Source organism: Collinsella sp. i05-0019-G5 (assembly GCF_042851345.1).
Classification (GTDB): domain Bacteria; phylum Actinomycetota; class Coriobacteriia; order Coriobacteriales; family Coriobacteriaceae; genus Collinsella.
Genome location: NZ_AP031421.1, coordinates 2096033 through 2111471, shown reverse-complemented (window position 1 = coordinate 2111471; position 15439 = coordinate 2096033). Strand labels below are relative to the sequence as shown.

12 protein-coding genes are annotated in these 15439 nt (G+C 61.0%); 9 read left to right on the top strand and 3 right to left on the bottom strand.

The window, feature by feature from the left end; genetic code table 11:
• Positions 1-56 precede the first annotated feature (56 nt).
• The gene (gene mtnN, locus ACGHIZ_RS09885; RefSeq protein ID WP_390447800.1) at positions 57-797 is read left to right on the top strand and encodes a 5'-methylthioadenosine/S-adenosylhomocysteine nucleosidase; all 741 of its coding nucleotides are present in this window, start codon (positions 57-59) and stop codon (positions 795-797) included.
• Between the two features lie 38 nt (positions 798-835).
• On the top strand, positions 836-1426 hold the full coding sequence (gene yihA, locus ACGHIZ_RS09880) for a ribosome biogenesis GTP-binding protein YihA/YsxC (protein ID WP_089572350.1): 591 nt from the start codon (positions 836-838) through the stop codon (positions 1424-1426).
• Between the two features lie 259 nt (positions 1427-1685).
• On the opposite strand, the gene thrB is transcribed toward yihA, so the two are convergent.
• Entirely contained in the window at positions 1686-2567 is an 882-nt protein-coding gene (thrB, locus tag ACGHIZ_RS09875) for a homoserine kinase (RefSeq protein ID WP_006234874.1), read from the bottom strand.
• Positions 2568-2768: 201 nt separating this feature from the next.
• A complete protein-coding gene (thrC, locus tag ACGHIZ_RS09870) occupies positions 2769-4286 on the bottom strand; it encodes a threonine synthase (protein WP_346965434.1) in 1518 nt (505 codons plus the stop codon).
• A gap of 103 nt (positions 4287-4389) precedes the next feature.
• Here thrC and ACGHIZ_RS09865 point away from each other — a divergent pair, with 103 nt between their 5' ends.
• From ACGHIZ_RS09865 to ACGHIZ_RS09835, 7 genes are all read left to right on the top strand, one after another.
• Positions 4390-5778 carry an aspartate kinase gene (locus tag ACGHIZ_RS09865; protein ID WP_117766542.1) on the top strand — a complete coding sequence of 463 codons (1389 nt, stop codon included), beginning with the start codon at positions 4390-4392 and terminating at the stop codon, positions 5776-5778.
• Positions 5779-5952: 174 nt separating this feature from the next.
• Complete coding sequence (locus ACGHIZ_RS09860) at positions 5953-6978, top strand: aspartate-semialdehyde dehydrogenase (protein ID WP_117640200.1); 1026 nt, start codon at positions 5953-5955, stop codon at positions 6976-6978.
• Positions 6979-7381: 403 nt separating this feature from the next.
• Positions 7382-7960: a methylated-DNA--[protein]-cysteine S-methyltransferase gene (locus ACGHIZ_RS09855; RefSeq protein WP_346965235.1), complete on the top strand. Its 579-nt coding sequence runs from the start codon at positions 7382-7384 to the stop codon at positions 7958-7960.
• Positions 7961-8187: 227 nt separating this feature from the next.
• Positions 8188-8871, top strand: a complete 684-nt coding sequence (locus ACGHIZ_RS09850; RefSeq protein WP_035137623.1) for a response regulator transcription factor — start codon at positions 8188-8190, stop codon at positions 8869-8871.
• Positions 8872-8873: 2 nt separating this feature from the next.
• Complete coding sequence (locus ACGHIZ_RS09845; RefSeq protein WP_346965236.1) at positions 8874-10253, top strand: ATP-binding protein; 1380 nt, start codon at positions 8874-8876, stop codon at positions 10251-10253.
• An 85-nt stretch (positions 10254-10338) separates the two neighbouring features.
• Positions 10339-11040, top strand: coding sequence for an ABC transporter ATP-binding protein (locus tag ACGHIZ_RS09840; RefSeq protein ID WP_271758486.1), 702 nt, complete (start codon positions 10339-10341; stop codon positions 11038-11040).
• A gap of 5 nt (positions 11041-11045) precedes the next feature.
• Entirely contained in the window at positions 11046-13811 is a 2766-nt protein-coding gene (locus ACGHIZ_RS09835) for an FtsX-like permease family protein (RefSeq protein WP_346965237.1), read from the top strand.
• Between the two features lie 541 nt (positions 13812-14352).
• On the opposite strand, the gene ACGHIZ_RS09830 is transcribed toward ACGHIZ_RS09835, so the two are convergent.
• Entirely contained in the window at positions 14353-15432 is a 1080-nt protein-coding gene (locus tag ACGHIZ_RS09830; protein WP_346965238.1) for an ATP-dependent 6-phosphofructokinase, read from the bottom strand.
• Positions 15433-15439: the final 7 nt, after the last annotated feature.

Sequence of the window (15439 nt, the reverse complement as noted above, 5' to 3'; positions counted from 1 at the left end):
ACAAAATGCTGGTACCATACCTTGGTTGAGAATTTCGTATAGGTTTGGGGAATGGTATGGCTACCATCGCGATTATCGGTGCGCTCGAAAAAGAGATCATGCAGATTAAGGAAGAGCTGAGCGACGTTTGCGAGGCACGGGAGGCGGGCTTGACCGTTGTGAGCGGTGAGCTCGACGGCCTGACAGTTGTCGCCACAACGGCGGGCATGGGCACGGTGAACGCCGCTGCTGCAACACAGCACCTCATTAGCAAGTATGCTCCGCAGGCTGTTGTGTTTTCGGGCATTGCGGGCGGTTTGAACCCCAAGCTCCATATCGACGACGTGGTCATTGGCAAACGCCTACGCTATCTGGATACCGATACCGCGCTTATCGCCGAGTCCGCACCGGGGCTCGAGGAGTTTGGCTCGACGCCCGCGCTGGTCGATATTGCCGCCGACGTGCTTGCTGAGCGTGGGTTTGTTGACGCTTCGACAAATGCAGTCGCTTCGAATGAGGGCACCAAGCAGTTCCTGGTCGGCACGATTGCCACGGGTAACCGTTTTGTGACGGGCGCCGCCATGCGCAACGACGCTATCGAGGCGACGCATGCCGATTGTGTCGGCATGGAGGGCGCGGCAATTGCCCATGTCGCAACCAAAAATGGTGTCGATTGCCTGGTGTTGCGCGCTATCAGCGATAATTGTGACGAGGCGTACGATGCAATTTGCGAGCGAGAGTTCGATCTGTTCGAGTACGCGCGTGTCGCAAGTGACATTACGCTCGATATCGTCCGCCGCATTGCCGCTGTGCAATAGCGCGTCTATTTGTAAGAACCTACGACCAAGGAGTGTCCATGGCCGATTCCATTAACTACCAGCTTGCCAAGTTCGTCGCCAGCTATGGCAAGGTTTCGCAGATTCCCGAGTCCACCTGCCCCGAGGTGAGCTTTGTCGGCCGCTCCAACGTGGGCAAGTCGTCGATTATGAACAAGCTATTTGGCCGCAAGAACCTAGTCAAGGTTTCCAGTACGCCGGGCAAGACGAGCAACATCAACTTCTTTGAGGCCGACGACGTGCATTTCGTGGACCTGCCGGGTTACGGTTTCGCCCGTCGCTCCAAGGCCGAGCGCGACCGCTGGGCCGAGCTTATCGGCGACTTTTTCGACTCCGAGCGCAGCTTTAACTTGGTCGTCTCGCTGGTGGACATTCGTCACGATCCCAGCAAGCTCGATCATGACATGATCGACTACCTGCAGGGCAATGAGTTCAACTTTATCGTCTGCCTCACCAAGGCCGACAAGCTCAGTCGCACCCAGCAGGCCCGCCAGGCAGCAGCCATCAAAAAGCAGCTCAACGTTCCGGCCGAGAACGTAATCATCACAAGCTCCCAGACCGGCGTGGGTATCGACGAACTCAAGCGCCGCATCGCCGAGGCCTGCCTCTAGTAAGGGCTCCAGCCTAGCAAGAGCCCCTATCAATAAAGGGCCATATATTTCAGCCCGGCGCCCCTTCAAAGCGTGGGTCCCTGTAGACATCCTCAGCAAGGTAGGCGCAGGGACGGTCGGGATGTTCCCTCAAAATCATTCCGCAGCGCGAAGACCCCTTGTCCGTCGCTCCGTAGGAGCAGGACAAGGGGCCTTCATGCGCGAGGACGATTTTGAGGGAACATCCCGACCGTCCCGGACAGGTATATGAGGAGGATGTCTACAGGTACTCGATTTGAGCGCCTTCCGTGTCGCACGTGAGGATATGCGTGTCGCACTTGGGGAACTGCTCGCGCAGCTTGACCTGCAGGAACTTTGCCACGATGGTGTCGTCGGTCACAGCCATGAGGGTCGAGCCCGAGCCGCTAATCCAGATGGTCTTAGCGCCGCCGTTAAGGCAGGTGTCGCGCACGGCGTTGTAGTCGGGGATCAGGCGGCGACGATAGGGCTCCTGGATGCGGTCGTCGTTGGCGGCGGCAATCAGGTCCAGGTCACCAGTCTCCAAGCCGCGCGTCATGCCGGCGATGCGGCCCATCTGCCACACGGCGGTGGAGAGTGGAATCTCCTGCGGCACAACCTTGCGCGCCTCGCTCGTATGCACCTCGTAGGGCGGAATCACGGTAATAAAACGCAGGCGATCGCTCACCTCGTAGCGCAGGCACTGGGGGAGCGAATCGGTCGGCGTAAAGGAACAGACGGCGCCGCCCAGGATAGCGGGGGCGACGTTATCGGGATGGCCCTCGACTTCGGTGGCAATGCGAACCAGCTCGGCGCGGTCGACGGTGTGGCCTGTCAGTGCGGCGGCGGCCATAATGCCGGCGACGACGCAGGTGGAGCTGGAGCCCAGGCCGCGGGCGACGGGCACGTCGGTCTGGATGTCGATGGCAACGGGAAAAGCCGGCTCGCCCCATGCAGCCAGTGCATCGACAAAGCTCACGTAGACCAGGTTGTTCTCGTTTTGGAATTCCTCGGGGCAGCCCGTGATGGTGAGTTTGTCGGCGCGCTCGAAGGTGAAGTGCGAGTAGAGGCTGACGGCCATGCCGAGGGTGTCGTAGCCGATGCCTAGGTTGGCGCTGGTTGCTGGGACGGTGATTTTGATCATGTGGGTCCTCCTGGGCGGGTCTGGCCGTTTAGTTCGCTGCTCGGGCAGTCCTGGCTCGCTCGGAAAGCACATTAAGTGCTTTCCGGCTCGTGCGGAACTCGCGACGAACTAAACGGCCAGACCCGCTCGCATGCTCGTCATTATCCCAAAAGCTAAATAAAAAGAAGGTGCGCCGGCTTTCGCCGGCGCTTAATGAGGGATCTAGTTGGTGCTCATTCGTTTTGCTGCGGACTCGACGTAGCTTGCCATCTCATCGACGTCGCAGACGTCTTCGAAGCGGACGGGCTTGGACTCGAGTTCGGCGAGCTGGGCTGGGGCGACCGTGTTGGTTGCCTGCTCGAGCACGCGCATGGCCTCAAAGTCGTCCTCGGGAACGTCGAGGCCCAGGGCATCGCAGCAGGCGCGCGGGAACTTGTAGGGGCTGGCGGTCGAAAGCAGCACGCGGGCCTTGGCGCCCTCGGTGGGGGCGACCTGCTCAAAGACGTGATAGCCGCAAGCGGTGTGCGGGTCGATCACGTAGCCGTTGGCATCCCAGCAGCTCTTGATGGCGGCGCGAACCTCGTCCTCGCTGGCCCAGCCGCAGCCAAATACGCTCTGGATCTTGGCCAGCAGCTCGGCAGGCACCTCGTAGCGACCGGTCTGGGCAAGCTGCTCCATAAGGCCGGCAACGAGCTCGCAGTCGCCGTCGGACAGGAAGTAGAGCATGCGCTCCAGATTAGAGCTAATAAGGATGTCCATCGACGGCGAAATGGTCGTGAAGAACGGACGGTTGCGGTCGTAGACGCCGGTGGTCAGGAAGTCAGCGAGCACGTTGTTCTTGTCGCTGGCCACGACGAGTTTGGCGACGGGCAGACCCATGCGCTTGGCGTAGTAGCCGGCCAGGATATCGCCAAAGTTGCCGGTCGGTACGCAGAACTCCACGGCATCGCCGGCCTCGATGGCGCCGGCGCGCAGCAGCTGCGCATAGGCGGCAAAGTAGTAGACGACCTGCGGCACCAGGCGGCCGACGTTGATGGAGTTGGCGCTCGAAAGCACGGTGCCGGCGGCCTCCAGGCGCTCGGCCAGCTCCTTATCGGCAAAGATGCGCTTGACGGCACTCTGGGCGTCGTCGAAGTTGCCGCGGATGCCGCAGACGGCGACGTTGCCGCCCTCCTGCGTGGACATCTGCAGATTCTGCACGCGGCTGACCTTGCCCTCGGGATAAAAGACGGTGATGCCCGTGCCCGGGGCGTCGGCAAAGCCGGCGAGTGCTGCCTTGCCTGTGTCGCCCGACGTGGCGGTGACGATCATGATGCGCTCGGCGCCGCCGTCCTTGGCGGAAGTGCGGGCCATCAAGCGGGGGAGCATCTGCAGGGCGACGTCCTTGAAGGCGCTCGTGGGACCGCCAAAGAGCTCCATCACATAGGTCTGAGGGGCGTCAGCGCCCGGCGCAGCGTCGAGTTTGACGAGCGGCGTAACCTCTTCACTCGCGAACGTGCCGCGGTATGCCTCGTCGACACACGCCGAAATTTCTTCGGCCGTGTAATCATTCAGTAACATTCCCAACACATCTTGAGCGATTTCAAAGTACGATTTATCTGCAAGCGAGCTGATATCGACCTGCTGGGTGCCGAGCTCGTCCGAGACAAACAGACCCCCGTCGGGAGCGATGCCGGTGCGGATTGCCACCTTACTTGAGCACGATAAAGTGCGTCCTCGTGTACTATGATAAGTTCCCATATAACACTGCTCCTCGGATGCCTTGGTCCCAATCGGTGAACCCATGGTATCAGAGCGCGCAAAACAGGTTTGCAGAGGCTTTTAGAAAGGTAACCTCCAGCCCATGATTAAGATTGCCAAGTTTGGCGGCTCGTCGGTCGCCGACGCCGAACACTTCAAGAAGATCAAGGCCATCGTCGATGCCGACCCTGCCCGCCGTTTTGTGGTGGTTTCTGCCTGCGGTCGCCGCTTTAAGGGCGACACCAAGGTGACCGACCTGCTCTACCTGGTTAACGCACACGTTAAGTATCACGTGTCGTGCGAGGAGCTACTCGAGGACATTGGCCAGCGCTACTTTGATATCGCTGACGAGCTGGAACTCACCTATCCCATCCGCGAAGAGTTTGCGGCCTTTGCCGAGCGCGCCCGCTCGGGCGGCTACTCCACCGAGGAGCTCGTGAGCCGCGGCGAGTACTTCACCGCTCGCCTGATGGCCGAGTATCTGGGCCTGCCGTTCCTGGATGCCGCGACGGTCGTTGCGTTCCATCACGACGGTACGCTCAGCATGAACCGCACCTCCGAGCTGGTGCAGGAGTACGGTCAGCAGGGCGGCTTTGTTATGCCCGGTTTCTACGGCGCGACGCGTGAGGGCCAGATCAAGCTGCTCGATCGTGGCGGCGGCGATATCTCGGGCTCGATTTTGGCTAAGTGCCTGGGCGCCGACCTTTACGAGAACTGGACCGACGTCTCGGGTTTCTATTCTGCGGATCCGCGTATTGTTCCGGAGGCTCAGCCCATTGCGCGCGTTACCTACGAGGAGCTGCGCGAGCTTTCGTACATGGGCGCAAGCGTCCTGCACGAGGAAGCCGTGTTCCCCGTGCGCGAGGCAGGCATTCCGCTGGTCATCAAGAACACCAATGCGCCGCAGGATCCCGGCACCATCATTAGCGAGACGGCTGATGAGGGCGAGGCAGAGCCCATCATTACCGGCGTGACCGGCAAGCGCGGTTTTGTCGCCATCAACGTGGCCCGCGACCGCACCAAACCGCGCGTCGGCTTTATGCGCCGCGCGCTTTCGGTCTTCGAGCGCTATGACGTTTCCGTCGAGCATATGCCCACCGGCGTCGACCGCTTTGGCGCCGTGGTGCAGGAGCAGGACGTTCACGATTCACTGTACTCGCTCGTGGGCGACATTCAGCAGGAGGTCGAGCCGCTCGAGATCGAGGTTGTCGAGGGCCTGGCACTTATCGCGACCGTCGGCCGTAACCTGCGCGGTCGTGCCGGCATCTCGGGCCACCTGTTTGGCATGCTTGGCCAGGCTGGCGTGAGCGTGCGTATGATTTCGCAGAGCTGCGACGAGATCAATATCATCATCGGTGTGGAGGAGAAGGACTTTGATCTGGCGATTCAGACCATTTACCGCGCCTTCTCCGACGAGAACGGCATTGTGAAGGTCTCCGATCTGGAGGCTCCCGCGCCGGTCGATCCCGCCCTGGTCGCGCTCCACAAGTAGCTGCCATCCCGTTGATTTTTTGGGACATGTCTCATAAATCTACGGCGGGGCGTTTCGTTTCGGTTTCGTTTCGACGGGGCGGGTTTCGTGCCCGCCCCGTTCTTGTATACACTGGCAACAATAATCGGCCTGCTCGGCGTGCGGGCAAAAGCCACAACCTTTAAAGGGGGAAGCATGAAACAGTACACGGTTGCTATTTTGGGCGCGACGGGAGCCGTGGGCACCCAGATGCTCGAGTGCCTCAACGAGCAGGAGTTTCCGGTCGGTAAGCTCAAGCTGCTGGCGAGCGCGCGCTCTGCGGGCAAGACCGTTGAGTTCCGCGGCGAGCAAATCGTGATTGAGGAGGCTTGCCCCGAGGCCTTTGAGGGCTGCGATATTGTGCTTGGTGCTGCCGGCGACGATATCGCCAAGGAATTGCTGCCCGAGGCCGTAAAGCGCGGCGCTGTCGTGGTCGACAACAGCCATGCCTTCCGCATGGATCCCGAGGTGCCACTGGTCGTACCCGAGATCAATGCCGACGATATCAAGTGGCATCACGGCCTTATCGCCAACCCCAACTGCGCGACCATTATCGGCCTGGTTCCCACGTGGCCGCTGCATCAGCTCGCTGGCGTGAAGCGCATGATCGTCTCGACGTACCAGGCGGCTTCGGGTGCTGGCGCTCCCGGTATGGCCGAGCTCGAGGCTCAGCTGGCCGCCCTGGGCCGTGGCGAGGAGATTCCCGAGCCGCGCGCGTTTGCCGCCCAGCTCGCGAGCAACCTGATTCCGCAGATTGGCGGCGTCAAGGAGGAGGGCTTTACCTCCGAGGAGATGAAGTTGCAAAACGAGGGCCGCAAGATCATGCATCTGCCCGAGCTGCGCGTGAACTGCACCTGTGTGCGCGTGCCCGTGCTGCGCTCGCACTCCGAGAGCATCACGCTTGAGTTCGAGCGCGACATCACGGTGGAAGAGGCCCGTGCCGCGCTGGCTGCCGCTCCGGGTGTCAAGCTAGTTGACGACATGAGCGCCGAGGATGCGCACGACCGCTTCCCCATGCCGATGGACACCTCCGACCAGGACCTGATTTGGGTCGGTCGCGTACGCCGCGACATCTCGAACCCCGAGGCTGCGCGCGGCATCACCTTCTGGTGCTGCGGCGACCAAATCCGTAAGGGCGCGGCAACCAACGCCGTCCAGATCGCTAAGCTGCTCTGCGAGTAGTGTGACCTGTCCGGCGGGGGCCGGGCTTGGTTTTCAGAACGTCCTCGACCATGTGTGGCGCCTTGTCCTGCTCCTTCGGAGCCGCGGACAAGGCGCCACACTGGTCTGCGGAGTGTTCTGAAAACCAAGCCCGGCCCCCGCCTGCGGTGACGCTGCTGCAAGCGACCTGCGATGGGGCCGTTGTTGGTTGGGGCCGCTGGGCTGATGTGGGGGCACGTGGCTGTTGCGGGCCCTGATCCCGGCGGCGGCTTCGGCGCTTTGCGCCTGCCGCCTTGGGGGACTGTGGGGCGCGGCCGGCAGCTGCGGCGCGTTCGCGCCTGCTGCCTAGGGTGACTTTGGGGTCGATTGGGGTTGTCTGCACAATTCGCGGTATTATGTTGCGGAGTTTTGAAAGGAGCCGCTGGTGGTCACGACGACGTTTGCTTCGCCTTTGGGCGAAATCTTGCTTGCCGCTGATGGCCGCGGTCTGACGGGACTTTGGTTTGAGGGGCAGGAGCATTTTGGCTCCACGCTTCTCCGGGAAGACTCCGAACATGTTGAAGGCGCCGACGCGGTTTCCGGTACCGGTGGCATGTCGTCGGTAAGTCCCGCAAATGGTGCGGCCTCTTCGGTGCTTGAGCGTTCCTGGGCTTGGCTGAATGCTTATTTTGCGGGGCAGGAACCTCGGTTTACGCCGCCGTTGCATTTGATTGGCACGGCGTTTCAGCATGAAGTTTGGTACGAGCTGCTTTCTATTCCGCGTGGCGAGGTCGCCACGTATGGCGAGATCGCCCAGCGTGTTGCGGCTCGACATCGTGTGCCGGGAAATGAGGCACCCGTTGTGTCTCCCCGTGCCGTGGGGGCCGCGGTCGCGCGTAATCCCATTTCGATTATTGTGCCGTGCCATCGCGTGGTTGCCGCCGATGGTTCGCTCAACGGATATGCCGGCGGCCTCGACCGCAAGGAGTGGTTGCTTCGGCTTGAGGGCGCGTACGAGGACTAACGTTCAAGCACTTTGCATGGCCAAGACACCCTGAAAGAACGAGTCGCCGTCCTTTCGCGGCCGGCATGCGTCCAAGCGCTCGGCATATGTGCCTTAAGTTTGGCTAAGCCCTATCCAGCGTTTTAGAAACGTGCAGGTTGAGCAGCTAAGGCTGCGCTAAGGCGGCTGGCGGTGCGCTATCATCGGCAATATCGAAATCTGTATAGCCGCGCGCCAAAGGAACAACTATGAAGCTGATGCTTGCCGAGGACGAACCCGGCCTCTCCCGTGCCCTTACCGCGATTCTTCAACATAGCGACTACGAGGTCGACACTGCCCTCGACGGTCTGACGGCGCTCGAATATCTGCTCGCCAACGACTATGACGCCGCAATCCTGGACATCATGATGCCCGGCATGGATGGCATTGAGGTGCTCAAGCGCACACGCGCCGCCGGTAAGCGACTGCCCATCATCATGCTCACGGCAAAAAGCGAGGTGTCCGATAAGGTCGAGGGCCTGGATGCCGGTGCCAACGACTACCTGACCAAGCCGTTCGCCGCCAAGGAGCTGCTCGCACGCATTCGCGCCATGACGCGTGCCGCGACGGCAATTGACGCCACGACGCTCAGCGTGGGCAACGTGCGCCTCGACACGGCATCGTGCACACTCGTGGGCCCTTTGGGCGAGGAGCACCTGGCCAATCGAGAGTTTCAGCTTATGGAGCTCTTTATGCGCAACGCCGGCACGCGCATGCCCACCGAGCGTCTGATGCTCGGGGTTTGGGGTGAGGACGCGCCCGAAGGCGCCAACGTGGTGTGGGTCTACATCTCGTACCTGCGCAAAAAGCTGACGGCGCTTGGTGCCAACGTGGCCATCCGTGCATCGCGCAACCAGGGCTATTCGCTCGAGGTTGTTGAAGAGGGCGAATAGGCGTGAGCGCGAGTGCGTGGTGGAAGCGCACGACGGCAAAGCTCGGCATGGGCGCGGACTCGGGTAATCCGGGGCGCGCCGATGCTGCCAGTGCAATGGGACGTCGCCTGCGTCGTAAGTTCATCCTGGTTGCCATGGGTGCCGTGACCGCCGTGCTTACGCTTATCATCGCCGGCATCAATATCGTCAACTACTCGCATGTCTGCAAGATGGCCGACGCTCGTCTGGGCTATATCTTGGCGGGCAAGGACGGCATCGATTGGACGGATGAGCCTAAGGCCGATCCCGGTCAGGATGCGGTTGCCGGCAAGGTTGCTACCGGTAACCGGGCAGCCGTTCGCGATGGGCATTTTGAAGGCATGACGGCGGAGTCTCCCTTCGACACGCGCTACTTTACGGTGTCGATTGCCGGCGGGCAGGTGACCGATGTCAACACGGCTCGCATTGCCGCGGTGGGCGCCAAGCGTGCCGCCCGCATCGCTGCAGGACTGTATTCCAAGGGTTTGACCTCGGGCTTTTCTGGTAACTACCGCTATACGGTTACGGTTCAGGGCGACGAGACAACCTATGTATTCGTCGACTGTTCACGCGAGCTCACAAGCTTCCATTCGTTTTTAAGCGCGAGCGTGGCCATCAGCTGCATTGGCTGGCTGGCGGTGTTGGCAATTGTGGCGGGTGCCTCGGGCGCGGTGATTCGACCGATGGTCGAGAGCTACAGCAAGCAAAAGCGCTTTATTACCGATGCGAGCCACGAGATCAAGACGCCGCTGGCCGTGATTGATGCCGCTAACGAGGTACAGGAAATTGAGAGCGGCGAGAGTGAGTGGACGCAGAGCATTCACGAGCAGGTCGCGCGGCTGACGGCACTTACGGAGCGTCTGGTATTTTTGGCTCGCATGGACGAGGGCTCGGCGGGCTTTGCCATGACATCGTTTGATCTTTCGGAGGCGGTGGACAAGGCGGCGGCGCCGTTTGAATCGGTGGCGGTTTCGCGCGGCAAGCGGCTGTCGACGTCGATCGCGAGCGGTGTGCGGGCCCATGCCGATGCCGCGGCAGTGGCGCAGGTTGTTGAACTACTGCTGGACAATGCCACACGCTACGCAAGCGAAGACAGCGTTATCGAGCTGAGCCTGCGTGCTGTTTCGCGCGGTGCGGGCAAAGGCTCGGCCGAGCTTGTCGTTTCGAACGCCGTGGACGAGCTGCCCGAAGGCGACCTAGATCGATTGTTCGACCGCTTCTATCGTGCGGACGTGTCGCGCAGCTCCAAGACGGGCGGCTCGGGCGTGGGCCTATCCGTGGTGCGTGCCATCGCCGAAGCCCATGGTGGGAGCGCTTCTGTCTGCGGCCACGGCAACCAGATCACCTTCACCGTCCGCCTCTAAAACCTGCCAAAATGAACCTGTCCCTTTTTGGTCGGTGCGAAATGGGTAATACTAAGGAGTTATCCGACCAGATGGGAATTAATCGATGGCTTATATCGAATTCAAAGACGTCATCAAGGCGTACGGCGAGGGCGATGCCCGCATTCACGCGCTCGACGGCGCGAGCTTTACCGTTGAGCGCGGCGAGCTCGCCATTATCCTGGGCGCCTCGGGTGCCGGCAAGACTACGGCGCTCAACATCCTGGGTGGCATGGATACGGTAACCTCCGGCACTGTGACGGTGGACGGGCGCGACGTGAGCTCCGCTAACGAGGCGCAGCTCGTGGAATACCGCCGCGCCGACGTCGGCTTTGTCTTCCAGTTCTACAATCTGGTCCCCAACCTGACGGCGCTCGAAAATGTTGAGCTTGCGGCGCAAATCTGCCCTGATTCGCTCGATGCCGAGCAAACGCTTTGCCAGGTTGGCTTGGGTGAGCGCCTCGCCAACTTCCCCGCGCAGCTTTCGGGCGGCGAGCAGCAGCGCGTGTCCATTGCCCGCGCACTGGCAAAGAACCCCAAGCTGCTTTTGTGCGACGAGCCCACGGGCGCACTTGACTATAAAACCGGCAAGCAGATCTTGCAGCTGCTGCAGGACACTTGCCGCAAGCAGGGCATTACGGTCATCATCATCACCCACAACTCCGCGCTGGCGCCCATGGCCGATCGCCTGATCCGCTTTAAGAACGGTCGCGTGGAGAGCGAGACGGTCCAGCAAAATCCCGTGCCTATCGAGACGATCGAGTGGTAGCGCCCATGGATCAGGACCGCCAAAACAGCCAACGCCGCGACGCGCAGAACACGGAGCGCGAGCAGGATTTTACGACCTACCGCACTGCCCAAAGCTCAAACGATATGGTGCCGACGGTGTTTCGCCGCGGTGTCTACCGCACGATTCGCGGCAGCCTCAAACGCTTCTTGTCTATCGTCGTGATCACCGCGCTCGGCGTGAGCGTGATGTGCGGCCTTAAGGCGGGTTGCGAGGACCTGTGCGATTCGGTTGACGCCTACTTCGACCAGCAAAATGTCTATGACATTAACGTGCAGTCGACCTATGGCCTGACTGACGATGATCTCGACGCCATCCAAGAGGTCGATGGCGTCGAAACGGCCGAGGGCATCTACACCGAGACCGCCTACACCGCCGTGGGCACAACGCGCGAGCGCGTGGTCGTGCAAAGTCTCTCCAAGGAGAATATCGATCAGCCAGTGCTCGTGAACGGCGATTTGCCCGAGAGCGCCGATGAGGTCGCGGTGACTTCGAAGTTCCTGAAGGCTTCGGGCAAAAAGCTCGGCGATACGGTGAGCTTTGCTGCCAACGATGCGAACTCGTCGAACCAAAGCGCCAAGGATCAGTTTGCCGATGGCGATTACACCATCACGGCCGAGGTTCTCGATCCCACTGATGTGAGCTCCGACTCGACGGTCAACGCCTTCCGTGCCGCCTCGGCGGCGGACTATAAGTTCTATGTGAGCGAGGACGCCGCGACATCTTCTTCCTACTCCGCGGTCCACGTGGTCGTCGAGGGAGCCAAGGATCTCAACTCATATTCGGATGCCTACGCGGCAAAGATCAATGAGGTCAAGGGCAATATAGAGAAGATCCGCGAGGAGCGTGAGAAGGCGCGCGCTCAGGAGCTGACGGTCGACACGCCGACAAGCTTGGATGCGGCCGAGCGTCAGGCCGCCATGCTCTTTGGGATCGAGCAGGACAACATCAATCGCATGGCCGAGGGCAGCGACGAGCGTGCGCAGGCGCAAGCCGACCTGGACCAGCGCCGTGCCGCCGCCGACCAACAGTTTGCCGACGCCCGCGCCGAGCTTTCCGACCTGGGCGAATGCACCTGGTACATCCAGGACCGCGGCAATATCGCAAGCTACTCGAGCGTGGAGAGCGATAGCTCGTCAATTGAAGCCATCGCCACGGTGTTCCCGTTCATCTTCTTTATCGTCGCCGTGCTCATCAGCCTTACCACCGCCACGCGTATGGTCGAGGAGGAGCGCACGCTCATCGGCCTGTATAAGGCGCTCGGCTATTCGCGCGGACGCATCCTGTCCAAATACGTGGACTATGCGCTGTGGGCTTGTCTGATCGGCGGCGTGCTCGGCAACATCATCGGATTTGTGGGCCTGCCGCTGTTCCTGTTTACGGTGTTCGACGACATGTACTCGCTGCCCCAGATGCTGCTTTCGTACGACATCGTGTCCTCGATCGTCTCGGTGGCGCTGTTTGCCGTGGGCGTGGTGGGCGCCACGATTATCGCCTGCCGCCACGAGATGGCCGAGACCCCGGCCTCGCTTATGCGTCCCAAGGCCCCGCGCGCTGGCTCGCGCATCTTGCTCGAGCGCATCGGCTTTATCTGGCGCCGCATGGGCTTTTTGAACAAGGTCGCTGCACGCAACCTATTCCGTTACAAAAAGCGCGCCTTTATGACCATCTTTGGCATCGCGGGCTGTACGGCGCTTGTGATTTGCGGCATGGGCATCCGCGATACGTCGGTGGCGCTTTCGCCCAAGCAGTACGGGCATATCACGCGCTATGACCTGCTGGCGGTTGCCAATCCCGACGATTTTTCGCAGACGTGCGCGGCATTGGATGAGCGAAGCGCAGCCAAGGATTCCGACGTGACCGTGACTTCGACGCTGCCGATTATGACCGACAACGTCACCTTTACATTTGGCGGCAAGAGCGAGACCGTGCAGCTGATCGTGGTGCCCGATGACCGCACGAACGACCTGGACGACTACGTGCGTCTCGAGGATGAGTCCAAAGAGCCACTGTCTTTGCGTGACGGAGACGTGTATCTGAGCAAGAGTTCACAGCTGGTTCTTGGGATTCAGCCGGGCGACACGGCGCAGGTCCAGGATTCGTCGCTCAACGTCGCCAAGGTCAAAGTCAGCGACATCTCGCTCAACTATTTGGGCAACACGCTCTATATGACGCAGGGCACCTATGAGCGCGCGTTCGGCCGAAGCGCGCGTCTTAACGGCATCTTTGTGCTGCTTAAGGGCTCGTCGGCCGACCAGATTGCGTTTAGCAAGAATCTTAAGAGTGACGGTTGGCTCACCATCTCGAGCACGGCCGAACATTGGCAGAACTACGAGGCGAACTTCACTATCATCAATTCCGTCGTGGTGCTCGTGACCTTTATGGCGGCGTGCCTGTCGTTTGTGGTGGTGTTTACGTTGTCCAACACGAATATCTCCGAGCGCGAGCGCGAGCTGGCGACCATCAAGGTGCTGGGCTTCCGCCGTGGCGAGGTACACCATTACGTCAACAAGGAGACGTTGATCCTCACGGCGATTGGCACCGCACTGGGCGTGCCGCTGGGTGGCCTGCTTGCCGAGAGCTTTACGTACATCCTGCAGATGCCGTCGCTGTACTTTGACGTTGAGGTCGAGCCGCTAAGCTACGTGCTCGCCGTAGTGCTTTCCTTCGGCTTTACGTTTATCGTCAACCTCGCCACCAACCGAACGCTCAACAAGATCGACATGGTCGGCGCCCTCAAGAGCGCCGAGTAACCTGTCCTGGGATTCAAGTTCTAGCGAGCTGCCGACGCGCCCGCAGCAGCATTTTTGCATAAACCGCCCCGCCAAATGCATACTTTGACGGGGCAGTTGCTTTTTGCCCACAGGTACCCCAGGGGGCGCCGTGCAAATTCCGGAGTATTCAGCGTCCCGGGGTCCGCGGGCGCGGGGGCGGGGGTGCAAAACTGCGCTGAAAGCCCCGATTCTGAGTCCCAACGCCTCTAGAGCCGCTCGTTTTTTTACAGGATGCGGCCCATGGTGCCTGCCTTTCGCCCAAAATCCAGTATGCAGGCACCCTCGGCTGCTGAATACTCCCAAAAATGCACGCCGCATCCTACCCCAGGCACCCGCAGCAAGAAGACGAATAGTCTCGGCCTCCCCAGTCACCGTAGGAGGCCCCAGAGCTTACCTCCCAAATCTTTCCGCAGGACGGAAGGATCCCGCCGCGCGAAGCGCACGGCGGGATCCTGACATGTCCGAGGACGATTTGGGAGGTAAGCCCTGGGGTCTCCGATGAGAGCAGTTTCGGCCGAGGCTATTCGCCGCCGAAGCTGATGCCCAGCGCCTTGGCCTCGCGCACCAGATCACTCTGGGGGTCGACATACTTGAGCTTGCCGGCGACTTCCTCGAGCGGCATGTGGCACATCTTGCCGTCACGCAGGGCGATCATGTAGCCAAACTCGCCGCGTAGGCAGCCGAGTGCCGCCTCGACGCCGCACTGGGTCGCAAAGATGCGGTCCTGGGCGTCGGGCTGGCCGCCGCGCTGCGTGTGGCCGGGGATGGCGACACGGGTCTCGCGACCAGTCTTGGCTTCGATCTCCTTGGCGATGTCGTAGACAATCGAGGGGCTCGTACGCTCGGCGAGCTTCTTCTTGTACTCCTTCTTGGACAGCGCCGCGTCCTCCTTGGAGATGGCGCCCTCGGCGACGGCCACGATGGTAAAGCGGCTGCCGGTTTCCATGCGATGCTCGATGGTCTTGATGACGTTATCCATGTCGTAGGGGATCTCGGGAATCAGGATGACATCCGCGCCGCCCGCGACGCCGGCGTACAGTGGAATCCAGCCAACCTTGTGGCCCATGATCTCGATAACGAACACGCGCCCATGGCTCGAAGCGGTGGTGTGGATGTCGTCGATGCACTTGGTGGCGACGTCGATGGCGCTCGTAAAGCCAAACGTCAGCTCGGTGCCCCAGGTGTCGTTATCGATGGTCTTGGGCAGGGCGATAACGTTGAGGCCCTCTTCGCGCAGGCGGTTGGCGGTCTTGGTGGAGCCGTTGCCGCCCAGCATAAACAGGCAGTCGAGCTGCAGCTTATGATAGGTGTGGACCATTGCGGGTACCTTCTCGACGCCATCGGCCTCGGGAATATCCAGACGCTTGAACGGCGTGCGGCTCGTGCCCAGGATGGTGCCGCCGCGGGTGAGGATGCCGCTAAAATCGGCGGGCGACATGACGCGGAACCTGCTGTAGATAAGGCCCTGGTAGCCGTCCTCAAAACCATAGATCTCGATAGGTTCTTCGCTATTGGTCATAAGCGTTTTGACGATGCCGCGCATGGTGGCGTTGAGCGCCTGGCAGTCGCCGCCACTGGTAAGAAGACCGATCCTGAGCATGATGAAT

Excerpts from the sequence above, each read along its gene's own strand:
- ACGHIZ_RS09840 (WP_271758486.1), top strand. The coding sequence starts at position 10,339 with ATGGCTTATATCGAATTCAAAGACGTCATCAAGGCGTACGGCGAGGGC.
- ACGHIZ_RS09835 (WP_346965237.1), top strand. The coding sequence starts at position 11,046 with ATGGATCAGGACCGCCAAAACAGCCAACGCCGCGACGCGCAGAACACG.
- ACGHIZ_RS09865 (WP_117766542.1), top strand. The coding sequence starts at position 4,390 with ATGATTAAGATTGCCAAGTTTGGCGGCTCGTCGGTCGCCGACGCCGAA.
- thrC (WP_346965434.1), bottom strand. The coding sequence starts at position 4,286 with ATGGGAACTTATCATAGTACACGAGGACGCACTTTATCGTGCTCAAGT.
- thrB (WP_006234874.1), bottom strand. The coding sequence starts at position 2,567 with ATGATCAAAATCACCGTCCCAGCAACCAGCGCCAACCTAGGCATCGGC.
- mtnN (WP_390447800.1), top strand. The coding sequence starts at position 57 with ATGGCTACCATCGCGATTATCGGTGCGCTCGAAAAAGAGATCATGCAG.
- yihA (WP_089572350.1), top strand. The coding sequence starts at position 836 with ATGGCCGATTCCATTAACTACCAGCTTGCCAAGTTCGTCGCCAGCTAT.
- ACGHIZ_RS09830 (WP_346965238.1), bottom strand. The coding sequence starts at position 15,432 with ATGCTCAGGATCGGTCTTCTTACCAGTGGCGGCGACTGCCAGGCGCTC.
- ACGHIZ_RS09850 (WP_035137623.1), top strand. The coding sequence starts at position 8,188 with ATGAAGCTGATGCTTGCCGAGGACGAACCCGGCCTCTCCCGTGCCCTT.
- ACGHIZ_RS09860 (WP_117640200.1), top strand. The coding sequence starts at position 5,953 with ATGAAACAGTACACGGTTGCTATTTTGGGCGCGACGGGAGCCGTGGGC.